This window comes from Paenibacillus zanthoxyli JH29, assembly GCF_000520715.1.
Classification (GTDB): domain Bacteria; phylum Bacillota; class Bacilli; order Paenibacillales; family Paenibacillaceae; genus Paenibacillus_AQ; species Paenibacillus_AQ zanthoxyli.
Map to the genome: position 1 here is coordinate 1 of NZ_ASSD01000425.1, position 23,267 is coordinate 23,267.

Annotated in this window: 24 protein-coding genes, 2 tRNA genes and 1 pseudogene; 8 read left to right on the forward strand and 19 right to left on the reverse strand. The window is 48.4% G+C overall.

What is annotated here, in order from left to right:
* Window positions 1-33 precede the first annotated feature (33 nt).
* A pseudogene (gene ssb / locus L691_RS0116095) lies at window positions 34-276 on the reverse strand (single-stranded DNA-binding protein); the annotation flags it as partial.
* A 50-nt stretch (window positions 277-326) separates the two neighbouring features.
* On the reverse strand, window positions 327-611 hold the full coding sequence (gene rpsF / locus L691_RS0116100) for a 30S ribosomal protein S6 (protein ID WP_025691479.1): 285 nt from the start codon (window positions 609-611) through the stop codon (window positions 327-329).
* Between the two features lie 220 nt (window positions 612-831).
* Here rpsF and L691_RS0116105 point away from each other — a divergent pair, with 220 nt between their 5' ends.
* The gene (locus L691_RS0116105) at window positions 832-1,029 is read left to right on the forward strand and encodes a YjzC family protein (RefSeq protein WP_025691480.1); all 198 of its coding nucleotides are present in this window, start codon (window positions 832-834) and stop codon (window positions 1,027-1,029) included.
* A 392-nt stretch (window positions 1,030-1,421) separates the two neighbouring features.
* On the opposite strand, the gene L691_RS0116110 is transcribed toward L691_RS0116105, so the two are convergent.
* The 5 genes from L691_RS0116110 to L691_RS0116135 all read right to left on the reverse strand — a co-directional run bounded on the left by L691_RS0116110 (window position 1,422) and on the right by L691_RS0116135 (window position 3,724).
* Window positions 1,422-1,512, reverse strand: a tRNA-Ser gene (locus tag L691_RS0116110).
* A gap of 510 nt (window positions 1,513-2,022) precedes the next feature.
* Window positions 2,023-2,113: transfer RNA gene (locus tag L691_RS0116120), tRNA-Ser, on the reverse strand.
* Between the two features lie 43 nt (window positions 2,114-2,156).
* Window positions 2,157-2,369, reverse strand: a complete 213-nt coding sequence (locus L691_RS0116125; RefSeq protein ID WP_025691481.1) for a DUF951 domain-containing protein — start codon at window positions 2,367-2,369, stop codon at window positions 2,157-2,159.
* Window positions 2,359-3,453 carry a mechanosensitive ion channel family protein gene (locus tag L691_RS0116130; RefSeq protein ID WP_025691482.1) on the reverse strand — a complete coding sequence of 365 codons (1,095 nt, stop codon included), beginning with the start codon at window positions 3,451-3,453 and terminating at the stop codon, window positions 2,359-2,361. The genes L691_RS0116125 and L691_RS0116130 overlap by 11 nt, the downstream gene beginning before the upstream one ends.
* A gap of 13 nt (window positions 3,454-3,466) precedes the next feature.
* Entirely contained in the window at window positions 3,467-3,724 is a 258-nt protein-coding gene (locus L691_RS0116135; RefSeq protein ID WP_025691483.1) for a DUF3343 domain-containing protein, read from the reverse strand.
* Between the two features lie 115 nt (window positions 3,725-3,839).
* Between L691_RS0116135 and yyaC the strand changes: the two genes are divergently transcribed.
* Window positions 3,840-4,445 carry a spore protease YyaC gene (gene yyaC / locus L691_RS0116140; protein WP_025691484.1) on the forward strand — a complete coding sequence of 202 codons (606 nt, stop codon included), beginning with the start codon at window positions 3,840-3,842 and terminating at the stop codon, window positions 4,443-4,445.
* On the opposite strand, the gene L691_RS0116145 is transcribed toward yyaC, so the two are convergent.
* From L691_RS0116145 to rpmH, 12 genes are all read right to left on the reverse strand, one after another.
* A complete protein-coding gene (locus L691_RS0116145) occupies window positions 4,420-4,920 on the reverse strand; it encodes a DUF4446 family protein (protein WP_025691485.1) in 501 nt (166 codons plus the stop codon). The genes yyaC and L691_RS0116145 overlap by 26 nt on opposite strands.
* Window positions 4,921-4,941: 21 nt before the next feature.
* Window positions 4,942-6,105, reverse strand: a complete 1,164-nt coding sequence (locus tag L691_RS0116150; RefSeq protein ID WP_025691486.1) for an aminotransferase class V-fold PLP-dependent enzyme — start codon at window positions 6,103-6,105, stop codon at window positions 4,942-4,944.
* Between the two features lie 104 nt (window positions 6,106-6,209).
* Complete coding sequence (locus L691_RS0116155; RefSeq protein ID WP_025691487.1) at window positions 6,210-7,052, reverse strand: ParB/RepB/Spo0J family partition protein; 843 nt, start codon at window positions 7,050-7,052, stop codon at window positions 6,210-6,212.
* Entirely contained in the window at window positions 7,045-7,806 is a 762-nt protein-coding gene (locus L691_RS0116160) for a ParA family protein (protein ID WP_025691488.1), read from the reverse strand. The genes L691_RS0116155 and L691_RS0116160 overlap by 8 nt, the downstream gene beginning before the upstream one ends.
* A gap of 153 nt (window positions 7,807-7,959) precedes the next feature.
* Entirely contained in the window at window positions 7,960-8,775 is an 816-nt protein-coding gene (noc, locus tag L691_RS0116170; protein ID WP_025691489.1) for a nucleoid occlusion protein, read from the reverse strand.
* A 769-nt stretch (window positions 8,776-9,544) separates the two neighbouring features.
* Window positions 9,545-10,264: a 16S rRNA (guanine(527)-N(7))-methyltransferase RsmG gene (gene rsmG / locus L691_RS0116175; RefSeq protein WP_025691490.1), complete on the reverse strand. Its 720-nt coding sequence runs from the start codon at window positions 10,262-10,264 to the stop codon at window positions 9,545-9,547.
* 9 nt (window positions 10,265-10,273) lie between these two features.
* Window positions 10,274-12,160, reverse strand: a complete 1,887-nt coding sequence (mnmG, locus tag L691_RS0116180; protein WP_025691491.1) for a tRNA uridine-5-carboxymethylaminomethyl(34) synthesis enzyme MnmG — start codon at window positions 12,158-12,160, stop codon at window positions 10,274-10,276.
* 46 nt (window positions 12,161-12,206) lie between these two features.
* Window positions 12,207-13,583, reverse strand: a complete 1,377-nt coding sequence (mnmE, locus tag L691_RS0116185; RefSeq protein ID WP_025691492.1) for a tRNA uridine-5-carboxymethylaminomethyl(34) synthesis GTPase MnmE — start codon at window positions 13,581-13,583, stop codon at window positions 12,207-12,209.
* Between the two features lie 100 nt (window positions 13,584-13,683).
* On the reverse strand, window positions 13,684-14,418 hold the full coding sequence (gene jag, locus L691_RS0116190; protein ID WP_025691493.1) for an RNA-binding cell elongation regulator Jag/EloR: 735 nt from the start codon (window positions 14,416-14,418) through the stop codon (window positions 13,684-13,686).
* Window positions 14,415-15,248, reverse strand: a complete 834-nt coding sequence (locus L691_RS0116195; RefSeq protein WP_025691494.1) for a YidC/Oxa1 family membrane protein insertase — start codon at window positions 15,246-15,248, stop codon at window positions 14,415-14,417. Before L691_RS0116195 ends, jag begins: the two co-directional genes overlap by 4 nt.
* Window positions 15,249-15,333: 85 nt before the next feature.
* On the reverse strand, window positions 15,334-15,684 hold the full coding sequence (gene rnpA / locus L691_RS0116200; RefSeq protein ID WP_025691495.1) for a ribonuclease P protein component: 351 nt from the start codon (window positions 15,682-15,684) through the stop codon (window positions 15,334-15,336).
* Window positions 15,685-15,958: 274 nt separating this feature from the next.
* Window positions 15,959-16,093, reverse strand: a complete 135-nt coding sequence (gene rpmH, locus L691_RS0116205) for a 50S ribosomal protein L34 (RefSeq protein ID WP_025337168.1) — start codon at window positions 16,091-16,093, stop codon at window positions 15,959-15,961.
* A 666-nt stretch (window positions 16,094-16,759) separates the two neighbouring features.
* On the opposite strand from rpmH, the gene dnaA reads away from it, so the two are divergent.
* The 6 genes from dnaA (at window position 16,760) to gyrB (ending at window position 23,120) form a co-directional block, all read left to right on the forward strand.
* Window positions 16,760-18,106: a chromosomal replication initiator protein DnaA gene (gene dnaA, locus L691_RS0116210; protein ID WP_025691496.1), complete on the forward strand. Its 1,347-nt coding sequence runs from the start codon at window positions 16,760-16,762 to the stop codon at window positions 18,104-18,106.
* Window positions 18,107-18,276: 170 nt separating this feature from the next.
* Complete coding sequence (dnaN, locus tag L691_RS0116215; protein ID WP_025691497.1) at window positions 18,277-19,419, forward strand: DNA polymerase III subunit beta; 1,143 nt, start codon at window positions 18,277-18,279, stop codon at window positions 19,417-19,419.
* Between the two features lie 47 nt (window positions 19,420-19,466).
* On the forward strand, window positions 19,467-19,694 hold the full coding sequence (gene yaaA, locus L691_RS0116220; RefSeq protein WP_025691498.1) for a S4 domain-containing protein YaaA: 228 nt from the start codon (window positions 19,467-19,469) through the stop codon (window positions 19,692-19,694).
* Between the two features lie 83 nt (window positions 19,695-19,777).
* A complete protein-coding gene (gene recF / locus L691_RS0116225) occupies window positions 19,778-20,896 on the forward strand; it encodes a DNA replication/repair protein RecF (RefSeq protein ID WP_025691499.1) in 1,119 nt (372 codons plus the stop codon).
* Window positions 20,897-20,913: 17 nt separating this feature from the next.
* A complete protein-coding gene (gene remB / locus L691_RS0116230) occupies window positions 20,914-21,162 on the forward strand; it encodes an extracellular matrix regulator RemB (RefSeq protein ID WP_025691500.1) in 249 nt (82 codons plus the stop codon).
* A 47-nt stretch (window positions 21,163-21,209) separates the two neighbouring features.
* Window positions 21,210-23,120, forward strand: a complete 1,911-nt coding sequence (gene gyrB, locus L691_RS0116235) for a DNA topoisomerase (ATP-hydrolyzing) subunit B (RefSeq protein WP_025691501.1) — start codon at window positions 21,210-21,212, stop codon at window positions 23,118-23,120.
* Window positions 23,121-23,267 lie beyond the last annotated feature (147 nt).

Below are 23,267 nucleotides of genomic sequence, written 5' to 3' on the forward strand. Positions count from 1 at the left end.
CAGTAGATTTTCTAAACGCCCTTACGGACGCACATTCCGTACTTGGATGCGTCCCTCTACCGCCGTCAGCCGACCTTTGCGCAAGTAGTTGGCACAGGTCTCCGCCAGCTGTCTCCAGGTTACGACCGGAATGAAATCCGCTTCACGTTCGCCGCCTTGGCTTGTAAAAGGCCGATCTACGGCAAGCGTAAACTGGGTTACGGCAACGCCGGCAGGCGTATAGCGCAGCTCAGGGTCGCGGGTCAATCGGCCGATCAGTATGACACGGTTCAACATCTTGGTCCCCTCCTTGAGAGCGATTTCCTTACAAAGCGAACTTCGCGCTATTAGGCAACGTCGTTCGTAATGAGATAACGAATAACATCGTCGGAAATTTTCATCTGACGTTCCAATTCGGCAACTACTGCAGGCTCTGCATTGAAGTTAACCAGAACATAAACGCCATCACGGAATTTCTTGATCTCATACGCAAGACGTTTCTTACCCTGCACATCGTGCTTCGTAATTTCCCCGCCGTTAGAGATGATGCCTTGGAATTTTTCGACTGCTGCTTGAACGGCTTCTTGTTCAATGTCAGGACGAACAATGTACATCACTTCGTATTTGCGCATAACTTTCACCTCCTTATGGTCTAAGGCCCCTGATCGGGTCAGGAGCAAGGATCGAGCACAAACTCGAACTATAATAATATACCAAATCTGCGGACCCGATGCAAGCTCTAATCCATTACCTCCTGTCTGATTATGGACTGCTCCCCATTACATGAAGCTGCGGTGCAGTGTGCACAATAGAACTGCAATTCATTTTTAATGCGGAAAGGTGGAGACAAAAATGGGCGAACAGACCGAATTTGAAGAAGGCCAACGGGCCCCAAATCCCGGAATCTATACGGAGGTAGGCGAGGCGCGAAGCTTCCATACGGAGATTCAGCATCCAAAGTCGATTAAGATGAAAAAGGGCGATACGTTCCCAGAAACCACGAACAAAAACCGCAAATGGAAAAAAGTCGAGAAAGCACGCGTGCATTAATTTTTTTACAGCCATGTATAAAACAAGCTCCGCCATCCCATACTATTTTCAGGCAGCACAAGAGAGAGGTGTGGTTCCGTTGGACAATGAAGCCCGACAAACTCACAGGAATTCTGTTGCAGCAACTATGGTTGGCCAAGGAGAGTGCTGACGGCAGAGTCTCATTAGACAGAAGCCTTTAGTGTTCCTTACTCGCTTTAGCAGCTTTCTACAGAGAAATTCCAAAAATCATTCAAGTGCTGCCTCGGAAGGGCCCGAAAGGGTCCTTCTTTGCTGTGCTCGGCAAGCCATGTCTATGTAAAAGTTACGGATTCCCGCCTTCCTCGTTCCCGGCAATAAATTAAAAAATCCTCCGCCCACCGGACGAAGGATTGTGATTAACTGATAGGTAATGGCGGAGAAGGTGGGATTCGAACCCACGCACGCTTTGACACGCCTAGCTGATTTCGAGTCAGCCCCCTTGGGCCTCTTGGGTACCTCTCCATTGCCGCAGAAACACACAGGTAATATTTTATCATAAAATAGTTTCTTCCGGCAAGCGACTCAGGCGACATCGTCCCGCTCTACTCTACGAATGGATAGATAAGCGATAGCTATTCCAAGCAGGCCCAGGGATACTGAGACAAGCGCCAGATCTCCCAAGCGGAAATTGCCGGATCCAGAGGAGAGGCGCTCTCGACCTGGTAACCCTCTTTCACTAAATACGAGCGAACCATCTCACTGATGGCTTCGTCATCCTCGACCAACAATACACGGTGCTGGAACAAGATTCCCTCCCGCAGTAAATTCCCCGGCCGGCTGACAGGTTATAATAGCCCGACTCACGCCCAGCCTTACCAAAAAAGTTTCTTTCAGCATATTCGTTTACATAGTATAAACTTACCAGAATTATTAAGATACGGGAGATCCACAACTTATAAATTTATGACAAAAAAACCTCCCGCCTAACAAGGCAGAAGGTTAATTTCATCTCATTTATTAACTTGGCTTTAGTGGCGGAGAGAGTGGGATTCGAACCCACGCACGCTTTGACACGCCTAACTGATTTCGAGTCAGCCCCCTTGGACCTCTTGGGTACCTCTCCGCAGCAAGATTTATTGTATCATTCAACCAGGGGATTTGCAAGCTTAATTATTATCCACTTTTTTCTCTGCCGATCTAAGCACCTTTTTTAAATTCTTCTCAAATTTAGCCCGGGGAATCAGTACACTGTGCTGGCAGCCTGTACACTTAATTCGAATATCCATCCCCATGCGGATGACTTCCATTTCATTCGTCCCGCATGGATGCGGCTTTTTCATCTGTACGATATCACCCAGCTGAAAGCTTTTACGTTCCATCAGGCTTCCCCCCTTTTTCTTCGGCTTCTGAAGCCGCCTGCTCCAGTAATCCCGTTCTTGCCGTACGGCGCGCGGTCTGCTGCTCCGAAGCTGATACAGACGGTTCCTCAGCGGCTAACGCCTTAGTCTCTGACTGTGTATCTGTCTCGGGGTGAGCTTCGGCTGCTGCTTCCGCCTGTTCTTGTTCAGCCCGCTCCGCTACTTTCAGCGCCTGCTGCTCAAGCACTTTTTTAATATCGCTCTGAATCTGACGCTGTGCGGCTTCCCTTTTATTGGGCAGAGTATTGGCGGTTACGCGAACCACATACTCGGAAGTGCTCATCGATTGAATCCCCAGAATGTTCGGAAATGCAACGACATTGTGATTACGTTCTTCAATGCCCTCAAGCGCCTGACGGATGAGGCCCAGCGTTTCTTCAAGACTCTGTTCGATTTTTACCGGAACATCGACAACGGCCAAGGCATTGGCCATCGAGAAATTCGTCACGTTCGCTATCGTACCGTTTGGAATGATATACATTTCGCCATTACTGCCAAGCAGCTTGGTCGTACGCAGCCCGATCACTTCGACGGTGCCTTTGAATCCGCCAGTTGCAATCACATCGCCTACCGCAAATTGATCCTCCAAAATAATGAAAAAGCCGGTAATCACATCTTTGACCAAACTTTGCGCGCCAAAACCGATAGCCAGGCCAAGTACGCTTGCACTTGCCAGCAGCGGACCAAGCTTAAAATTAAACTCCGATAGTATGATCAGAATCATGATGAAATTGCAGACAATCGTTACCGTATTTTTCAGCAGCTCACCAACCGTTGAGAAGCGCCGCGTATTAGCCAGAATCCCTCTGCTGCTCTTTCGCTCCAATGAACGATCAATAACGCCGTATACAACCTTAATCAATATGCGAGTCAAAATGAATAGAAAAATAATGCGCAGGCCCGCAAACAAAACATTAGCCCACATATCCGCATCGGTTACCCAGTTCCATATTTTATCCCTAAACTGAACTGCCTTGTCTACCGCCTGATCCATTGTGCCTTCCGGAGTGTCGGCGCTTAGCAGCCAGCCCTGCCAATGACGCATTTCCTCCTCCTCCTCATTCTGAAATTAATCTATACCCGCCTTCATGCTCATCCCTGCCGTATATGCCGCGGATTTCAATTGTCTCTTCCTTTATAATCTGTTCAACCTTAGCGAGCTCGCGGCGGAAAAATTGAATCGACATGGCGCAGCCGGCGGTAATGTCCTTTGGCGTTGGACAGGTGTCAATCTCAATTTCAGCATATTCCAGCAGCATCTCGGCGCGCAGCGCCTGCTGGGTAGAGTCAAACGCTATCAACAGTTCCTCGTTCATTGGTCACACTCCTCATAGGCTTCAGGGCTCATCTCTTCTTCCTGAAGTATAAAACTGTCCTTCTATCCATATACTAGCTAGCATCAAGTAGAAATGTCCTGGAAAGGAAGATTGTATGTATTATTCCTCTAATCCAACGCCATTGCAAGAAATGTCTTGTTTAAAAATATCACATACGGACCCTGAAATCTATTCTGCGATCATTCATCGGCTGCTGTTTCATTTCTCCCGCGCCCGTGCCGGCGCTCAGATTGTCGTTGTCTGCATCGGCACCGACCGTTCGACCGGAGATGCACTCGGACCGCTTGTAGGTACCGCCCTGTCGCGCTTTCACAGCCCGCTGTTCTCTCTATATGGGACGCTCGACAATCCGGTGCATGCCGTTAATCTGGAGGAGACGCTGAACCTGATTCGTGAGCGCCATGACAATCCCTATATCATCGGTATAGATGCCTGTCTGGGACATTCCACAAGCGTTGGTTCGATTCAAGTCGTTGAGGGCCCTCTGCGCCCCGGAGCGGGTGTAAACAAACAACTGCCGCCGGTAGGCGACATCCATTTAACTGGCATCGTTAACGTCGGCGGCTTTATGGAATATTTCGTATTGCAAAACACACGGCTTAGCCTTGTTATGAAGCTATCGGAGATTATCGCTTCCAGCCTCTTTTCGGCTATGAAGCAGTGGCACGTGCACTCTAAATCCGCTGCAGCGCAAGAGTAACCACTTCTTGTTCCTCGGGTGAAAGCGGATATTGTGGTTCGCCTTCATTAAGCGTCTTGGCGTAAATATAGGAGTTGTCGCGGTTGTGCAGACTGGTAAGCACCATACCGGTTCGGCGGTCATCGAGAATGGCCAGCGAGAAACTGAGATCATTTCCGCGGTCTCCAAAAGCATTATAGCGTTTCAGAGCAACATGTCCCTTTATGCCCTGTAATTTTAACTGAAGCGCTTCTATCGCAGTCTTTTGCAGCTGCTGGGTTTCTTCCAGCAGGTCGTTCTGAGTTTTCAAATCAACCAACAGGCTCTCCAAATCCTCAATTCCCGCACCCGACATCATAGCCTCATACTTTCGCCGCATGGACCGCAGTCTGCTTCCCTGTGTAAGAATAAGAATAAACATCACGAGCAAGAGAATGGCAATCCCCGGGATAAACCATTGCAGTTGATCGCCTATGAACTGGTTCAATTCTGACATCGATAAGACCGTCCTTTTTCTTTATCTGCTGCGCCGCTCGCTATAGAGTTCCCTCATTGCATGCAGCATCGTACCGACATCTTGTTCTGTCGTATCCACACCTACACTCACTCTTACCGCCCCGCTCTGCAGCGTACCGGCGGCTTTATGCGCCAGCGGCGTACAATGCATTCCTGCCCTTACGGCAATTCCATACTCCCTGTCAAGACGATGGGCAATTTGTGCCGATTCTTCACCCTCTATAACAAATGACAGAAGTCCCGTACGCGGAGCGCCTTCGGCCGGGCCAAGAAATCTCATTCCGGTAATTCCCCTCATCCCCTCCATCAGGGATTGAATAAGATTCCATTCATGCCTGCGAATATTTTCCGTACCCAGTGATTGTACCTTCTGCACTCCTGCCAGCAGTCCCGCAATCCCCACTGTATTCTGCGTCCCCGCTTCATATTTGTCCGGTCTTACGTTCGGCTGCTCGCTATTCTCCGACTGGCTTCCCGTGCCCCCGTGCATAAGCGGCTCCAAATCGAGTTCCGGCGAAATATACAGCCCCCCTGTTCCCTGCGGTCCAAGAAGACCTTTATGTCCGGGAAAGGCTAGAAGATCGATATTCATTTTGCCTACATCGATATCCAGTGAACCAGCGCTTTGAGCGGCATCCACCAAAAACACAGCGCCATTCGTTTTGGCAATATCGCCTATTTCACCAATAGGCAGAATGCTTCCAAGCAAATTGGAACTGTGACTGCAGATGACCATTTTTGTATTAGGCTTGAAAGTCTTTTTCAATTCCTGCAGATCAAGCTGTCCTTCCGAGTCCACCTTCAAATAATCAACCTCAATCCCCTTGGTTCTGCGCAAATATTCCAGTGGCCGGCGTACCGAATTATGCTCAGTCATCGTAGAAATGACATGATCCCCCGGGCGGAGTGTTCCTTGAATCGCCATATTAAGCGACATCGTCGTATTGTGCGTAAACGCGATATCCTGTGCATTGGTTACTCCAAACAATTCGGCTAATGCCATTCGCGCACGGACCAGCACCCTTCCGGTTCCCATAGCAAGTGAATAGTTACCTCTCCCTGCGTTGGCCCCGGCATGCTGCAGAGCTTCCATCATTGCTTGTGCAACCTCTGGAGGTTTGGGCCATGAGGTTGCAGCATGATCCAAATAGACAAACTCCTTCAAGTTCTCGCCCCCTTAATGTTGAACATACCGTTCCTTTGTGCAAAAAACATATCCATCATTATCCTTTACGGATAGATCAGGATATGTTTTCCAAGAAGTATTCATTAATTTCCGAGCAGTTCCAGCAGTCGTTCCAAATCCTGAGCACTGTAATAATTCAATTCGATTTTACCTTTGTCCTTGCCCTGTTTAATTTTCACTGTCGTCTTGAACCGTTCACGCAAAGTTTCTTCTACATTTTCGATGTATGGGTCGCGTTTAACGATCTTAGTCTTTACCCCGCCGACCGGTTTACGGTCCAGGTGTTTCACCGCTTCCTCAAGCTCCCTTACACTCCATTGCTGATCCACACATTGCTGAGCTAACTGCTTGATCAGTTCCGGTTCTTTCAATCCTACAATCGCACGCGCATGTCCCATCGAAATTGTTCCACGTGAAACAAATTCCTTGACCTCTTCCGGAAGCGTCAGCAACCGCAAAAAGTTAGCAATGTGGGGACGAGATTTCCCAACCTTCAAGGATAGCTCTTCCTGTGTAAGTGAGAACTGATCCATCAGTCCTTGATAGGCAACAGCTACTTCCATAGCATTTAAATCCTCACGCTGCAGATTTTCAATTAGTGCAATTTCGGTGACCTGTTGATCACTAAAACTGCGGACAACAGCCGGAATCGTTGCTTTTCCGCAGTACTGCGAAGCGCGGAATCTTCGTTCACCAGCGATAATCTCATAGCCTTTAAGTACGCTTCGCACTATAATCGGCTGAATAACCCCATGCTGGCGAATAGATTCGGCCAATTCCTGAATGCTCTCTTCATTAAAGTCTTTACGGGGCTGGTAAGGATTGGCACGAAGCTGTGAAAGAGGGATTTCTACCACTTTATCATCTTCATTAATGGACAGGGACGGGATTAGGGCATCCAATCCTTTACCCAGACGCTTACTCATAAGATAACACTTCCTTTGCCAACTCATAATACACTTCCGCACCTTTGGAGCGCCGATCATAAGTGATAATGGATTGTCCGTGAGATGGCGCTTCACTCAGCCTAATGTTGCGTGGGATGATCGTCCGGTACACTTTTTCCTGAAAATACTTTTTCACTTCTTCAATAACCTGTATCCCGAGATTGGTTCGGGCATCCAGCATCGTTAGCAAGACTCCCTCAATTTGTAAATGAGGATTTAAATTTTTCTGTACCAGCCTCACTGTATTTAAGAGCTGACTCAAACCTTCCAGCGCGTAATATTCACATTGGATTGGAATAATAACGGAGTCGGCCGCAGTCAGTGAATTGATCGTCAGAATACCCAGAGACGGCGGACAATCGATAATAATATAATCGTAATTCTGCTTCACCAGGCCGAGCGCTTTCTTAAGCCGCAACTCTCTTGATATGGTCGATACTAATTCAATCTCCGCTCCTGCCAGCTGAATGGTGGCCGGTATAATGTGAAGACCGTCAATCTTTGTCTCTTGAATCGCTTCTTGCGGAGGAATGTCATCAATCAGAATATTGTATATACAACTTTCTACATCCGCTTTATTTATCCCTACGCCGCTTGTGGTGTTACCCTGCGGATCAATGTCAACAAGCAGTACCCTTTTGCCCAAAGTAGCCAAACCGGCTCCCAGGTTCACAGAAGTCGTTGTTTTACCGACACCGCCTTTTTGATTTGCTATGGCAATAATTTTGGACACTTATTTCACCTCGAATAGTTGGGAAAAATCTTGTAGTCTTTTCACATTGATGAGATAGATTTGCATTTCCTTTGTGAAAAACCAGACCTTCATGGATAAGTCGCAGAAAAGGCGGCCATTCACCTCAGGGCCGCCTTCAGCTTTGCAATCATTTTATCTTTTTGGAATTTGGATAACGATCTCATAATGGTCGCCGCGATCGTTTTCAGAAGTTTTGATTTCCATTCCCGAACCGGTTACCATATCAATCGATTGGCGAATCGTGTTAAGCGCCAACCGAACATCTTTTGTATAAGAGATTCGTTTTGTTTTTTTGATCTTGGATGCTTCCTTATAAAAGGCTATTCGCGCTTCGGTCTGCTTTACGTTCAATCCTTTGGATATAATTTCTCCAAGCACTTTAAGCTGCATTTCCTCGCTATCCAGTGATAATAGCGACCGCGCATGTCTTTCTGTGATTTGCCTTTCCATCAAAGCAGTTTTAACCTCTTCCGGCAGTTGAAGCAACCGTATTTTGTTGGCAATGGTGGATTGGCTTTTGCCGAGCCGCTGCGCAAGACTCTCCTGGGTCAACTGATGCAAATCAATCAGCTTCTGATAAGCAACAGCTTCTTCAATGGATGTGAGATTCTCCCGCTGCAAATTCTCAATTAGAGCAATTGAAGCAGCCTGCGAATTGTTGAAATCGCGTACGATTGCCGGAATAGTCTCCATTCCCAGCTTCTTAACCGCACGCCAGCGCCGCTCCCCTGCAATGATCTCATAGTGGGAATCTATCATGCGAACGACAATCGGTTGAATCACTCCATGAGTTTTAATCGTCTGGCATAGTTCATCAATCTTCTCATCATCAAAAATAGTACGAGGCTGATAAGGACTGCTGACTACATCATTGACCTGGATTTGCTTAATTTCTTCTCCGCTGCTTCGCTCGGTAAATCCAAACAGTCTGGTGAATTGTTCTTTCATTCCGTTCATTACCACCTAATTTCATTATAGTACGATCTTGACCTTGATTCGGAATAACAATCGTACAAATCAAAAAACTTTATGCGGTTCAGGCACAACTCAGCTCCATGCCGGGCGAAATGCTCCTCTAATGTTTCTTGAAATTAACAAATGACTAAGAGGTTCAGTTCGGTCCTGCGTCATAATGCTGCAAGAATGAAAAAACATCAACGTGCCCAGACGGCGCCTTTGGCACCGCATCGTTACTATATTATTCTATCACTTTTCTGTTCATAATCCTATTCTTCATATGGACCTATTTTCCTTCTAATAAAATGGATAAACCGCAGTTTTACTTCACATTCCCTTGTCAGATTCCATTCGCAATTACGAGGAATGTCTAGCTTCCGGCCTTTGCCCCTGCCCATCCTGAGATGGCTTGATTTGTGCAGTGCTCATGGATGAAATTTGGAGACAGCCTATGCTTTCGAAGCTTGCTATAGTCTGGAATCATTCGAGCGGCCGCCATCGCTCTTACAGTCCCAAACCTCCTCATCGCTGCTTCTTTATCCATACCTCATTTTTCAGTTTCACCGTATATAATATGTAAAATGTGTAATCAATCTAACATCAATATGGATCAGAATTAATCTCTATTATGAGCTTACTCTAACACCCACTCTATAAGCGTCAGTTCAACTTTAGCAAATAATTACATTAAGCCGCCTCCCGTGAGGAAGACGGCCTTTGATTGCCAAACCCCTGTTTCCAAATGTTTCACGTGAAACATTTAGAGAAGCGGAGTTTTAGCGGGTATACCTGCTTTACGTGGATATTTAACCGGTGTAGCGCCGGTCTTGCGAATAATGACGATATGTCTGTCTGAATCCTCCACAGGCAAACTGAACGATTCTACCTTTTCCAATTGACCACGCAGTTCTTTAAGACTGAACTTGGACTCGCTTATTTCCTCCATAGGATCACTGCCCTTCATAGCGGCGAAAATACCGTCCTTACGGACAAAGGGCAAGCAGAACTCATTCAGCAAAGCCATCCTTGCAACCGCGCGCGCCGTTACCAAGTCATATTGATCCCGATGCGGCGCTTGTCTTGCAATGTCTTCTGCCCGGCCGTGAATCAGTTCCACCCCTTCCAGCTTAAGCTCGTCACAGACATGCTGGAGAAAGGAAATACGCTTGCTAAGGGAGTCAACAATGGTCAGCTGGATATGAGGAAATGCAATTTTAAGAGGAATACCCGGAAACCCTGCTCCGGAACCAATATCGGCCATCCGATCAATTGCAGTCATATCCACAAAAAAGGCAAGTGACAGGGAGTCATAAAAATGCTTCGTATATACCTGCTCACGATCAGTAATGCCTGTAAGATTCATCTTTTCATTCCAGCTAACAAGCTCCCGGTAATAACTCTCAAACTGATCGAGCATGGAGGAAACGGATATCCCCCGCTCTTCCAGCCGCTGGGCAAACTGCTCTTGAATTGCATCCATGGAACTCACTTATCCTTTCGCCGCGGTCACCCGGTTATAGTGCTCCAAGTGGACCAGCAGGATAGAGATATCAGCCGGTGTTACGCCGGAGATGCGGGATGCCTGACCGATGGAAATCGGACGGATCTTCGCCAGCTTTTGCCGGGCTTCGATGGCCAATCCGTGAATATCGCTGTAATCGATATCTTCCGGAAGTTTTTTCTGCTCCATCTTTTGCAGCCGCTCCACGTGCTGAAGCTGCTTCTCAATATAACCAGCATACTTGATTTGAATTTCGACCTGCTCCTTCATTTCCCCATCCAGTGAGACCGGCGGCGGAGAAATTCGCTCAACAAAGGCATAATCCACTTCCGGCCGGCGCATCAGGATAAGCAGATTGCTGCCGTCGACAATTGGCGCCGATCCTTTTTCTTCCAGCACAGAATTTACTTCGGATGGCTTCACCTTTGTATCCTGCAATCTTTGGATTTCCTGTTCCACCTTCTGCTTCTTATCAATAAATGCCGCATAACGTTCTTCGGAAATCAGTCCGATTTCATAACCAATCGGGGTCAGACGAAGGTCGGCATTGTCGTGACGTAGCAGCAGCCGGTACTCTGCCCGGGAAGTAAGCAGGCGGTAGGGCTCGTTCGTGCCCTTGGTCACAAGATCGTCAATCAGCACGCCGATATAGCCTTGGGAACGGTCCAGAATGACCGGTTCATTGCCCTGCGCCTTGCGGGCGGCATTAATGCCGGCCATTACTCCCTGGCCCGCTGCTTCCTCATACCCGGAAGTGCCGTTGATCTGTCCTGCCGTGAATAGACCGGGCAGACGCTTCGTTTCCAAGCTCGGCCATAATTGGGTAGGCACCATGGCGTCATATTCAATGGCGTATCCGTTACGCATCATTTCCACCTTCTCCAGGCCCGGAATCGAGCGTAGAATGGAGAGCTGGACATCCTCCGGCAGACTGGTCGACAGGCCCTGAACATAGTATTCCGCCGTGTTTTTTCCTTCCGGTTCAAGGAAAATTTGGTGTTTCGGCTTGTCGCTGAAACGAACCACCTTATCCTCAATGGATGGGCAATAACGGGGGCCAGTTCCTTCAATAATGCCGGTAAACATCGGAGCGCGATGCAGATTGCTATTAATAATCGCATGGGTCTCCTCCGACGTATACGTCAGCCAGCAAGGAAGCTGCTCGTTGTCCGACGATTTCGTCTCGTAGGAGAAGAACTTCGGGTGCTCATCCCCCGGCTGGATTTCCGTCTTGGAGAAGTCAATCGTATCCTTATGCACACGCGGCGGAGTGCCGGTCTTGAAGCGCACCAGCTCAAAGCCCAGCTCGCGCAGGTGCTCCGAGAGTTTAATTGATGGCTGCTGATTATTCGGACCGCTCTCATAGGTGGTCTCGCCCATAATCACTTTGCCCCGCAGATACGTGCCCGTAGTCAAAATAACGGTTTTACTTCGATAAATCGTTCCAGTCTTGGTAACTACTCCGGCACAAACGCCATTCTCTACAACGAGCCGTTCCACCATTCCTTGACGCAGCGTCAGATTTGGCGTCTTCTCCATCGTTTCCTTCATGGTATGCTGATACAGGAACTTATCCGCCTGAGCGCGAAGCGCGTGAACAGCCGGTCCCTTTCCGGTATTAAGCATACGAAGCTGAATGAAAGTCTTATCAATATTGCGGCCCATTTCACCGCCCAAAGCATCGATTTCACGAACGACATGCCCTTTGGCCGGTCCTCCGATCGACGGGTTGCAGGGCATGAACGCAATCATATCCAAATTGATCGTCGCCATTAAGGTGCTGCAGCCCATACGGGCGGCGGCAAGGGCGGCTTCGCAGCCTGCATGCCCCGCGCCGATGACGATCACGTCATAGCTTCCTCCTTCATAACTCATTACATTTCCTCCTTTATATTAAAACGGCTCGCTAAGGCCGTATGTCTTATTTTCCTAAGCAAAACTGTGAAAAAATTTGGTCTAGCAGCGAATCTGCCGCTGTATCACCGACAATCTCTCCAAGCTGTTCCCAGGCAAGCCGGACGTCAATCTGGATCATGTCGATCGGTATCAGTTGTTCCGCTGCTTCGTATGCATCCTGAAGCGACTTATGCGCTTTTTTAAGCAAAGCGATATGACGCACATTGCTGACATAGGTCAAATCGCCGGACTCCAGCTTGCCTCCGAAGAAGAGTTCGGAAATGGCCTCCTCCAACTGGTCAAGGCCCTTCTCTTCCAGCACGGACATGGAGACGATCGCAGATTCATCGAAATACTGCAGCAGCACACTTTTGTTCAATTTCGGCGGTAAGTCCATTTTATTCATGATACATAAAACTTGTCTACCGTGGATTTGTTCCATTAAAGTTAATTCATCCTCATGCAGAGGCTCGCTGGCATTCAGCACAAGCAGAATAAGATCGGCCTCGCTGACGGCGGCCTTGGAGCGTTCTACCCCAATTTTCTCCACCACATCCATGGTTTCACGGATACCGGCCGTATCCAGCAGCTTAAGCGGAATGTTGTTTATCGTGACGAATTCTTCGATAACATCCCGGGTCGTTCCGGGAATATCCGTCACAATCGCTTTGTTTTCCCGGGCCAGCGCATTAAGCAGCGATGATTTCCCGACATTGGGACGGCCGACAATAGCAGTCGTAATCCCTTCACGCAAAATTTTTCCTTGAGTCGCTGTCTTAAGCAACTGGTAAATCCCTCCCATGACTTCACGGCTCTTGTCTTTGACATATTCCGCCGTTAGCAATTCAACGTCATGCTCCGGATAGTCGATATTGACCTCAATATGAGCAAGCAGCTCCAGCAAACTTTGTCTAAGAATGCCGATCCGCTGCGACAATGAACCCCCTACCTGCTTCAGAGCGACAGAGAAAGCGCGATCGGATTTTGAGCGAATGAGGTCAATTACCGCCTCAGCCTGGGACAAATCGATTCGGCCTCCGAGAAATGCCCGCTTGGTAAATTCACCGGGCTCCGCCAGACGGATCTGCTGCTGAAGCAGGACATCCATCACTCTGCGTACCGAGATGACACCGCCGTGCGTACTAATCTCCACCACATTTTCAGTCGTAAAAGAACGCGGGGCCCTCATAACTGTAACGAGTACTTCTTCCATAATTTCGCCACTGCCGGGACTTACGATATGTCCATAGTGAACGGTGTGACTCTCTGCTTCCGTCAGTGGAATCCGGCTTTCGAACAATGGTGCTACCTGAGTGATGCTGTCCGGTCCGCTTACCCGGATAATGGCGATTCCTCCCTCGCCCACTGCCGTCGAAACAGCGGCGATTGTATCACTGAGCATGTCTACCTTCACCTTTCTTCATCATATAATCAAGCACCATATATATGTTAAAAAAACAATGACCCCTTACAGTGTCAAGGAGTCATTGCGGCTATAGTCTCTACTTCAATGTGATAACGACGCGGCGGTTCGGCTCTTCACCCTTGCTGTAGGTGTTCACCTGGCGGTGATCCTGAAGTCTGGAATGGATAATCTTCCGCTCTTGCGGCGACATAGGCTCCAGCACAACTTCCTTGCGGGTACGAACGACCCTGCCCGCCAGACGGTCCGCCAGATCCTCAAGCGTCTTCTTGCGCCGTTGACGGAAATTCTCTGCATCCAGCACTAGACGGATAAAGCTGTCGGAATAACGATTGGCAACGATATTAGCCAAGTATTGCAATGCATCGAGAGTTTGTCCTCTTCTGCCAATCAGCAGCCCCAGATCCGGACCGGAGATTTGCAGTGTATCGGCATCCTTGGAGTGAATAACTTCCACATCTACGTGAAGTCCAATGCTCCCGGCGACATCCACTATAAAACGAATTGCCTCCTGATAAGCTTCCTCTACCGGTTTTTTGGAATCCTGGCGGGGTGCGCCCCCGATCGCCTCTCTTGTCGTCTCAGTTTCGTTCTGCTGAGGCAGTGACGGAGCACTCGCCGCTGATACCGGCGCGGGTTCAGGAAGTAAGGTAAGCTCCACCTTCGCGTCCTTCGCACCGATTAATCCCAGGAATCCTTTTGAGGGCTGTTCAAGCACGGTGACCGTAACTTTGTCCTTTTCGGCCGCCAACTGGGCAAGTCCGCGCTTTACAGCTTCTTCAATGGTTTTCCCTGTCGCGACGACTTTGTTCATTTCGACTTTTTGGCCTCCTTCAACTTCGCCTTACCGCCGCTGTCAGAATCTGCGGCTGCCGTTTGGGGAGTGCTATGTCCCCGGTACAGAAAATAGTTCTGACCGATGGTATACAGGTTGCTGAATACCCAGTAAAGCGGCAGTGCGGACGGGAAGTTGTAAGACATAATAAAGATTAACACCGGATAAACCATCAGCATGAACTGCATCGGGCCTTGCTGCTGCATCGGATTCATCGACGACATCATTTTCGTTTGCAGGAATGTCGTTATCGCAGCAAGTGCCGGCAGGATGAACAAATGGTCGGGCTTTCCAAGCTGCAGCCAAAGGAATGAATGCTCCCGCAGATGGGGATTGTAATAAATCGAGTTGTAAAGAGCGATAAAGATCGGCATTTGTACGATCAGCGGCAGACAGCCGGCCATCGGATTGACTTTGTTCTCCTGGAACAGCCGCATTGTTTCCTGTTGAACTTTTTGGGGATCGTCTTTATATTTTTTCTGGATTTTTTGGAGCTCAGGTTGAATGGCCTGCATAGCCCGCGAACTCCTTACTGATTTTAAGGTAAGTGGAAAAATCAGTGTACGGACGATAATTACCATTACAAGAACGGCCAGCGCGTATTCTCCGTTAAACCACTTTGCAAACAATTCCAGGGCCTCTGTAAAGTAAAGGACAACATTTCTTTCCCAAAAGTTCCCTTTCTGCAAATCCTCAACTGTATGCGTAACCGTGGCCGATTGACCGCACCCCGATAATACAGCCATCATTAGTACCAAGCCGGTGATGAGGAGAAACCATTTTCCTCGTCTAGTCTTCAATAGAGACACTTCATAACCCCTCTCTTAAACAATCCATTGCACCGTAAATCATACCATAATTATGAAGACAAATAAACAAGCCCCGCCGCCCCATCTATTTGCGCGAAGCCTTGAGTAGCTTGGCTTTGCGCAGCACATGCAGCACGCTTTTTTCAAGCTCCGCATAGCTCATATCCAGAGCTCCTTTTCTAACGATGAATACCAAATCCAGCCCGCCGGCGATCTCGGCTTCGTGGTGACGCACGATCTCCTTCACGAGTCTTCTCATCCGGTTGCGGACAACGGCGTTCCCAACCTTTTTGCTGACCGATACGCCAACCCGGAACCGCTCCAACTGCTTTCGGTGAAACCAGTACACCACAAACTGATGGTTCGCAAACGATTTCCCATGTCTGTATACGCGGCTGAAATCGGCGCGGTTTCGTAAACGCAAGCTTTTATGCACGGGAATCTCCTTGTTTCAAAGACCGTAAGGGGTCCTCAAAATTTTTCTTCTTATTATTATAGTCACTGGAGAGCTTCATTAAACGAGGCAGCACCAGCCTTAAATCGCCGTCCTCAACGCAGGCAATCGGTAATTTCCCCCATTATGCAAGAAGAAACGGCTAAGCTCCCAGAAGGAACACTACCCGTTTCCCGCAGACATATAAGAGGATAAGCGCGAAGCTCATCCTCTTATATGTAAAAAAGACCACCGCAGTGGTCTTACCTAGACTGACTTACGCACTCAGAACTTTTCTGCCTTTCAGGCGGCGGGCAGCCAGCACCTTGCGGCCGTTTTTCGTGCTCATTCTTGCGCGAAACCCGTGCACCTTCTTGCGCTTGCTTACATTCGGTTTGAACGTCGGTCTCATGTATTGCACCTCCCTTGCAGGAACTTAATGGACTGTCTATAAACGGCTTGGCCGTCCCAGGTAGGACAGTATCTACAAGATCATCATTTTCATTTATCTGAGAAGACACCTCACAGAAAACACCTTTATATATTAAAGCATAAATCAGCAGTAAAAGTCAACTGAAAACCTGCTCCCTCTTCTCCCTCTCCTAATTAACGTTTATCCACAGCTTCCAGGGCAAATTTAATAATCTACAATTCCTCAAAGTTATCCACCTGTGCCCAACAAGCGGCAAAAAAATCCTTGGCACATGGACAACCTGTGTATAAAAAAATAAATGATTGCCGGATCATGTCGAATGCTAAACAAATTATCAACAATATGTAGTATTGTGGCTATTAATTATACACAAGTGGTTGAATTTGTGGATAAAATCCGTGGGTTCATTGAAAATCAAAGGGAGTTTTGCTATGATGGTATTACTTTTGATTGTGAATAGATTTGAATGTCCTCCATATTATCAACAAGCTGTGGATAAAGTTGTGAACAATTCAAGTTTATCCATATTTTTTTGTCTTCTCTTCCTGCGTATTGGGGATAATAGCTCCCCATCACCTTATTTTCTTCGATATTTCCACTTCATGGCCTTAGCCACATTTGGAAGATTTAAAGGAGTGACAGTGTGTGGACAGCCATACTTCCGAACTATGGCAGCAGATTTTATCGATTATTCAGACCAAACTAAGCAAGCCGAGCTTCGACACCTGGTTTAAGGCGACCAAAGCGATCTCGTTCAATTCCCAATCGCTTGTTATTTCGGCGCCAACAACGTTTGCTGTCGAATGGCTTGAGAGCAGGTATACGAAGCTGGTTGGAGCTACGGTCCTCGAAATGACCGGAAAGCAGGTTGACGTCAAGTTTGTCATAGAAGAGAACAAGCCTGCGGAGCCTGTCGTGCAGATTTCGGCCGGGCCGCCCGCTGTATCCCGTGATGAAGCTCAGACGCATATGCTGAATCCCAAATATACGTTCGATACGTTTGTCATCGGTTCCGGCAACCGGTTTGCTCACGCAGCGTCCCTTGCCGTGGCGGAAGCGCCTGCCAAAGCTTACAATCCCTTGTTCTTATACGGAGGGGTGGGACTCGGCAAAACTCATCTGATGCATGCGATCGGTCATTATATTCTGGAGCATAATCCGAGCAATAAGGTGATTTATATTTCATCAGAGAAATTCACCAACGAGTTCATCAATTCCATTCGCGACAACCGCGGAGAAAGCTTTCGCAATAAGTACCGCAATGTCGACATCCTGCTGATCGACGATATTCAATTCCTGGCCGGCAAAGAATCAACGCAGGAAGAATTTTTCCATACGTTCAACGCGCTGCATGAGGAACGCAAGCAGATCATCATTTCCAGCGACCGTCCGCCAAAAGAAATTCCGACTCTGGAAGAGAGGCTGCGCTCCCGGTTTGAGTGGGGACTGATAACGGACATTCAGCCACCGGATCTGGAAACGAGAATTGCGATTCTGCGCAAGAAGGCCAAAGCCGAGAACCTTGACATTCCAAATGAAGCGATGATGTATATCGCCAATCAGATTGATACGAACATTCGTGAGCTGGAAGGCGCTCTCATTCGGGTGGTAGCGTACTCATCCCTGACCAATCAAGACGTGACGACACATTTAGCGGCTGAAGCGCTGAAGGATATCATCCCGTCCAGCCGGCCAAAGATGATTACGATACAGGATATTCAACAAAAAGTCGGCGAATATTACAACTTGCGGCTGGAGGATTTCAAAGCGCGCAAGCGGACGAAAGCCGTCGCTTTTCCAAGACAGATTGCTATGTATCTCTCCCGTGAGCTGACTGACTACTCCCTGCCCAAGATTGGCGAAGCCTTCGGAGGCCGGGATCATACGACCGTCATTCATGCCCACGAAAAAATAAGTCAAACGCTCAAAATCGACCAAGAGCTGTACAAAGTGGTAAACAATATTTCAGAGAAAATTAAAAATCCTTCTTAACAGAAGGAATACACAAGCCTATACACAATCTATTCACATGTGCGTAGGCTTAATTTTATGCAATCCAGGCAGCTTATCCACATATCCGGCGCCCCTACTACTAATACTATTTAAAAGCTTTAATTATTCTTCATCTAACGCTTCCCCATTTTTCAGCTAGGAGTGAAACTATGAAAATCAGCATTCTTAAAAACGAACTCAATGAATCCATCCAACACGTATCCAAAGCGATATCCAGCAGAACAACGATCCCCATTCTGACAGGCATCAAAATGGAGGTCAGCTATCAGGGCGTTACGTTAACCGCAAGCGATACGGATATTTCCATCCAATCGTTCATTCCCGCGGAAAATGACAGCACGCAGATCGTTAAAGTGGAGCAGCCGGGAAGCGTAGTGCTTCCAGCCAAATTTTTCGTTGAAATTATTAAGAAGCTGCCGTCCACTGAGATTCACATGGAGGTTAAGGAAGGCTTTCAAACTTTCATTGCTTCAGGCGCGACGGAGATCCAGATGGTCGGTCTTGATCCGGAGGAATTTCCCGTTCTGCCGAATATTGAGGGAAATGAAACGATCTCTTTGCCCGGCGATTTGCTGAAAGAAATGATCAAACAAACGGCTTTTTCCATCTCGAGCCAGGAGACAACCCCGATATTAACAGGTATACTATGGAATCTGTCCGATGGAGAGTTGAAATTTACGGCGACGGACCGCCACCGGCTGGCAACAAGAGCCGCCAGACTGGAAGGTACGGAGGATATCCATTTTGGCAATGTTGTTATCGCTGGCAAAACACTGAATGAATTAAGCAAAATCATTCCAGATCAGAACATGCTGGTAGATATCGTTGTGGCCGACAACCAGGTGCTCTTTAAGCTGGACCGGGTCCTTTTTTACACACGCATTCTGGACGGCATTTACCCTGATACTTCTAGAATTATTCCGAGCGTCTACAAAACAGAACTAACTTTGGATACAAAAAAATTAAGCGAATCGATCGACCGGGCTTATTTGCTGTCCCGCGAGGAAAAGACGAACATCGTCCGGCTGCAGACATTGGAACATGGAGGCATCGAAATTTCATCAAGTTCCTCGGAGCTTGGTAAGGTACGGGAAGAGCTTGAAGTGGTAGACTTCAAAGGAGAAGAGCTGAAAATATCGTTCAATTCCAAATATATGCTGGATGTGCTGAAAGTTGTCGACAGCGAGCAGCTGACAATCGCTTTTACCGGCATGATGAGCCCGATTATTCTGAAGCCGCTGGATGCAAGCAAGGCACTCTACGTCATTTTGCCTTATCGTACGACCAATTAACGCCACAATTCCCTTTTGTGGATAAATGGCCTGAGAGGAAAGAAATCATGAAAAAAATAGTTATCCACAGTGGATATATTAAATTGGATCAATTTTTAAAGCTTTCGGACTGCGTATCCACAGGCGGGATGGCGAAGGCTCTATTGCAGGAGGGCCATGTGCTCGTGAACGGAGAACCTGAGGATCGCCGGGGCAGAAAGCTGTATCCGGGTGATAAAGTCGAAGTAAAAGGGGAAGGCATATTCGAGGTAACCGGCGGAGAAGAACAAGCGTAGTTTGCTGTACATTAAGTTTCTACGAGAAACGATGCCGCCCTTAAAGGACGGCGAAGTCGTTTCTTCTTGGGAGGAACGCTTTCGTGTTTGTTAACAGAATCAGCCTGCGGCATTACCGCAACTACGGGTCGCTGCTGCTCGGCGGCCTGGGGGATGTGAATCTGATCCTTGGACAAAATGCCCAGGGCAAGACGAATCTCGTTGAGGCGCTTTACTGCCTTGCGATGACCAAGAGCCACCGGACCTCCAAAGACCGCGAGCTGATCGCTTTCGATGCTCCGGACGGCGCAGCTCATATCGAGGCGGAGGTTCAGCGGAAGTACGGAAGCTTGAAGCTCGAGCTGTCACTGTCCCCGCAGGGGAAGAAAGCGAAAATTAACGGACTGGAGCAGCGGCGCCTGAGCGAGTTTGTCGGCTCGCTGAATGTCGTTATGTTTGCTCCTGAGGATCTGGAGATTGTCAAAGGCACTCCCGGCGTGCGGCGCCGTTTCCTGGACATGGAAATCGGTCAGGTTCAGCCAAGCTACCTGTTTCATCTGCAGCAGTACCAGAAGGTGCTCCTCCAGAGAAGCAATCTGCTAAAGCAGCTGTGGGCAAAAAATGGGGCAGGCGGGGATATGCTGGAAATATGGGACGCCCAGCTTTTGGAGCATGGTGTTAAAATCGTCAAAAAAAGGAAACAATTTATAAAGAAGCTGCAAATATGGGCTGAAGAGATTCATAAAGGGATTACAAACGGCGGTGAAGAGCTGAAATTACGCTATGTTCCTTCTTTCGGAGAACGGGAGGAGGAAGATGAAGCTGTCTTATTAGACAAATTTATGTTAAAGTTATCACAAACACGTGAACAGGAAATCCGGCGAGGAATGACTTTGACAGGTCCCCATCGGGACGATCTGTCCTTTTTTATCAACGGCAGAGAAGCTTCCGTCTACGGCTCACAGGGGCAGCAGCGCACGACCGCCCTTTCGCTTAAGCTGGCCGAAATCGAACTGATCCATGAGGAAATTGGGGAATATCCCGTCCTGCTGCTTGACGATGTCCTGTCCGAGCTTGATCCGTACCGTCAAACGCAGCTGATCGAAACTTTTCAAAGCAAAGTGCAGACTTTCATAACAGCCACCGGAATTGAAAGCCTGAATGCCGATAAATTAAAAGGTGCAACCCAGTACCGGGTCCACAGCGGGATCATAGAGTCTTAAACGAGCGGAGGAAGACCATGTATATTCATTTGGGCGGGGAAAAGATTATCCGGTCTTCGGAACTGATTGCCATATTCGATATTTCGATTGAGAAATCCTCCAAACTGTCCAAACAGTTCGTAGCCGCCGCTTTAAATGACAAAAGACTGGAGCGTATCGGTGAAGAAGAAGCGAAATCCATAGTCGTCACTCAGAACGTTGTGTATTATTCCCCCATTTCTTCTTCCACACTCAAAAAAAGATCCAGAATGCTGCTTGAAAGTTAAGGCCCTGTGCGGGCACAAGTGATAATCTGAAAGAAGTAGGTGAAGGCATGTCAATGAATCAACCGACATATGATGAGAGCCAGATTCAGGTGCTTGAAGGGCTGGAAGCAGTCCGTAAGCGTCCAGGCATGTACATTGGTTCGACCAGCATAAAGGGCTTGCACCATCTCGTATGGGAAGTTGTCGACAATAGTATTGACGAAGCGCTGGCCGGTTATTGCGACAAAATCCAGGTTATTGTGCATGAAGACAACAGCATTACCGTTATCGATAACGGACGGGGAATTCCTGTCGGAGAGAACCCGAAGCTGAAGAAATCGACGCTTGAAGTCGTCATGACCGTTCTGCATGCAGGGGGCAAGTTCGGCGGCGGCGGATATAAAGTTTCGGGCGGTCTGCACGGAGTAGGTATTTCGGTAGTAAATGCTCTCTCGGAAAAGGTTATTGTTACCGTCAAGCGCGAGGGACATGCGTACCAGCAGGAATACCGCCGGGGCGTGCCTCAGTATGATATTAGGACGATTGGCGATACCGATGAAACGGGCACCAAGACGACCTTCCTTCCGGACCCGGAGATTTTTACCGAAACGACTGTGTATGACTATAATACGCTGCTTACCCGGATTCGCGAGCTCGCCTTCCTGAACAAGGGAATCGAAATCTCGCTTACGGATGAACGGACCGGTGCATCGAGCACATTCAAATATGATGGCGGTATTATTGAATACGTCAAGTTTCTGAACGAGAAAAAAGAAGTGCTGCACGAGGAACCCATCTATGTTGGGGGTTCCCGCGACATGATTCAGGTCGAGGTTGCTCTTCAGTACAACGATTCGTACACCGAGAATATCTACTCATTCGCCAATAACATTCATACCCATGAGGGCGGCACGCATGAATCCGGATTCAAGAGCGCCTTGACGCGGATTATCAATGATTACGCGCGCAAAAGCGGCATCATCAAGGATAATAGCTCCAACCTGACCGGAGACGATGTCCGTGAAGGTCTGACGGCAATCATTTCCGTGAAGATTCCCGAGCCGCAGTTCGAAGGCCAGACGAAGACAAAACTCGGCAACAGCGAGGTTCGCGGGATTGTGGAATCGCTGTTCGGCGAGAAGCTGCAGGAGTTTCTTGAGGAGAATCCTGCGATTTCCCGGCGAGTGTTGGAGAAATCGCTGCAGGCTTCCCGCGCGCGGGAGGCGGCGCGCAAAGCCCGCGAGCTAACGCGGCGCAAGAGCGCGCTTGAAGTCAGCTCGCTGCCAGGCAAGCTGGCGGACTGCTCGTCCAAGGACGCTTCCATCAGCGAACTGTTCATCGTCGAAGGCGACTCCGCCGGCGGTTCGGCCAAGCAGGGACGCGACAGGCATTTTCAGGCGATATTGCCGCTGCGCGGTAAAATTCTGAACGTGGAGAAGGCGCGCCTGGACCGTATTCTATCCAATGCCGAAATCCGCGCCATTATAACCGCTCTGGGAACGGGGATCGGCGATGACTTCGATCTGTCGAAGGCCCGTTATCATAAGGTTGTCATCATGACGGATGCGGATGTCGACGGCGCCCATATCCGCACTCTGCTGCTGACCTTCTTTTACCGGTACATGCGCAAAATCGTTGAAGCGGGCTTTATTTACATCGCCCAGCCGCCGCTGTTCAAGGTGGAGCGCAACAAGGTTGTCCGCTACGCCGGATCAGAGAAGGAACGGGATGAAATTATCGCCACCTTCGGCGAGAATGCCAAGTTTAATGTTCAGCGCTATAAAGGTCTTGGGGAGATGAATGCCACTCAGCTTTGGGAGACAACGATGGACCCCGAGAGCCGCAGCATGCTTCAGGTAACGATTGAAGACGCCATTCTGGCCGACAGCATTTTCGACACCCTAATGGGAGATAATGTGGAGCCGCGGCGCGATTTTATCCAAGAGCATGCCAAGTCGGTTAAAAATCTGGATATTTAGTTATTCTTCACTGGCCATGCCAGTAGCTATTGTTAGCAGCCTCCGGTTGCCGCCCAAAGGGCGAGCGGCTTCGGGGGCTGCTTTTTTTAAAAAATCAGAAAGTATAAGCTACGCGCTTATCATTTGCCTTATATTTCTACGAGAAAC

Coding starts and splice junctions, on each gene's coding strand:
- jag (WP_025691493.1), bottom strand. CDS start 14,418: ATGAACAAAGTCGTCGCGACAGGGAAAACCATTGAAGAAGCTGTAAAG.
- L691_RS0116105 (WP_025691480.1), top strand. CDS start 832: ATGGGCGAACAGACCGAATTTGAAGAAGGCCAACGGGCCCCAAATCCC.
- mnmE (WP_025691492.1), bottom strand. CDS start 13,583: ATGCTCAGTGATACAATCGCCGCTGTTTCGACGGCAGTGGGCGAGGGA.
- L691_RS0116125 (WP_025691481.1), bottom strand. CDS start 2,369: ATGGAACGTAAAAGCTTTCAGCTGGGTGATATCGTACAGATGAAAAAG.
- remB (WP_025691500.1), top strand. CDS start 20,914: ATGTATATTCATTTGGGCGGGGAAAAGATTATCCGGTCTTCGGAACTG.
- rsmG (WP_025691490.1), bottom strand. CDS start 10,264: ATGGATGCAATTCAAGAGCAGTTTGCCCAGCGGCTGGAAGAGCGGGGG.
- dnaN (WP_025691497.1), top strand. CDS start 18,277: ATGAAAATCAGCATTCTTAAAAACGAACTCAATGAATCCATCCAACAC.
- noc (WP_025691489.1), bottom strand. CDS start 8,775: ATGAAAGAACAATTCACCAGACTGTTTGGATTTACCGAGCGAAGCAGC.
- gyrB (WP_025691501.1), top strand. CDS start 21,210: ATGTCAATGAATCAACCGACATATGATGAGAGCCAGATTCAGGTGCTT.
- yaaA (WP_025691498.1), top strand. CDS start 19,467: ATGAAAAAAATAGTTATCCACAGTGGATATATTAAATTGGATCAATTT.
- L691_RS0116155 (WP_025691487.1), bottom strand. CDS start 7,052: ATGAGTAAGCGTCTGGGTAAAGGATTGGATGCCCTAATCCCGTCCCTG.
- mnmG (WP_025691491.1), bottom strand. CDS start 12,160: ATGAGTTATGAAGGAGGAAGCTATGACGTGATCGTCATCGGCGCGGGG.
- L691_RS0116145 (WP_025691485.1), bottom strand. CDS start 4,920: ATGTCAGAATTGAACCAGTTCATAGGCGATCAACTGCAATGGTTTATC.
- rpmH (WP_025337168.1), bottom strand. CDS start 16,093: ATGAGACCGACGTTCAAACCGAATGTAAGCAAGCGCAAGAAGGTGCAC.
- L691_RS0116130 (WP_025691482.1), bottom strand. CDS start 3,453: ATGCGTCATTGGCAGGGCTGGCTGCTAAGCGCCGACACTCCGGAAGGC.
- rpsF (WP_025691479.1), bottom strand. CDS start 611: ATGCGCAAATACGAAGTGATGTACATTGTTCGTCCTGACATTGAACAA.
- yyaC (WP_025691484.1), top strand. CDS start 3,840: ATGTATTATTCCTCTAATCCAACGCCATTGCAAGAAATGTCTTGTTTA.
- L691_RS0116135 (WP_025691483.1), bottom strand. CDS start 3,724: ATGAACGAGGAACTGTTGATAGCGTTTGACTCTACCCAGCAGGCGCTG.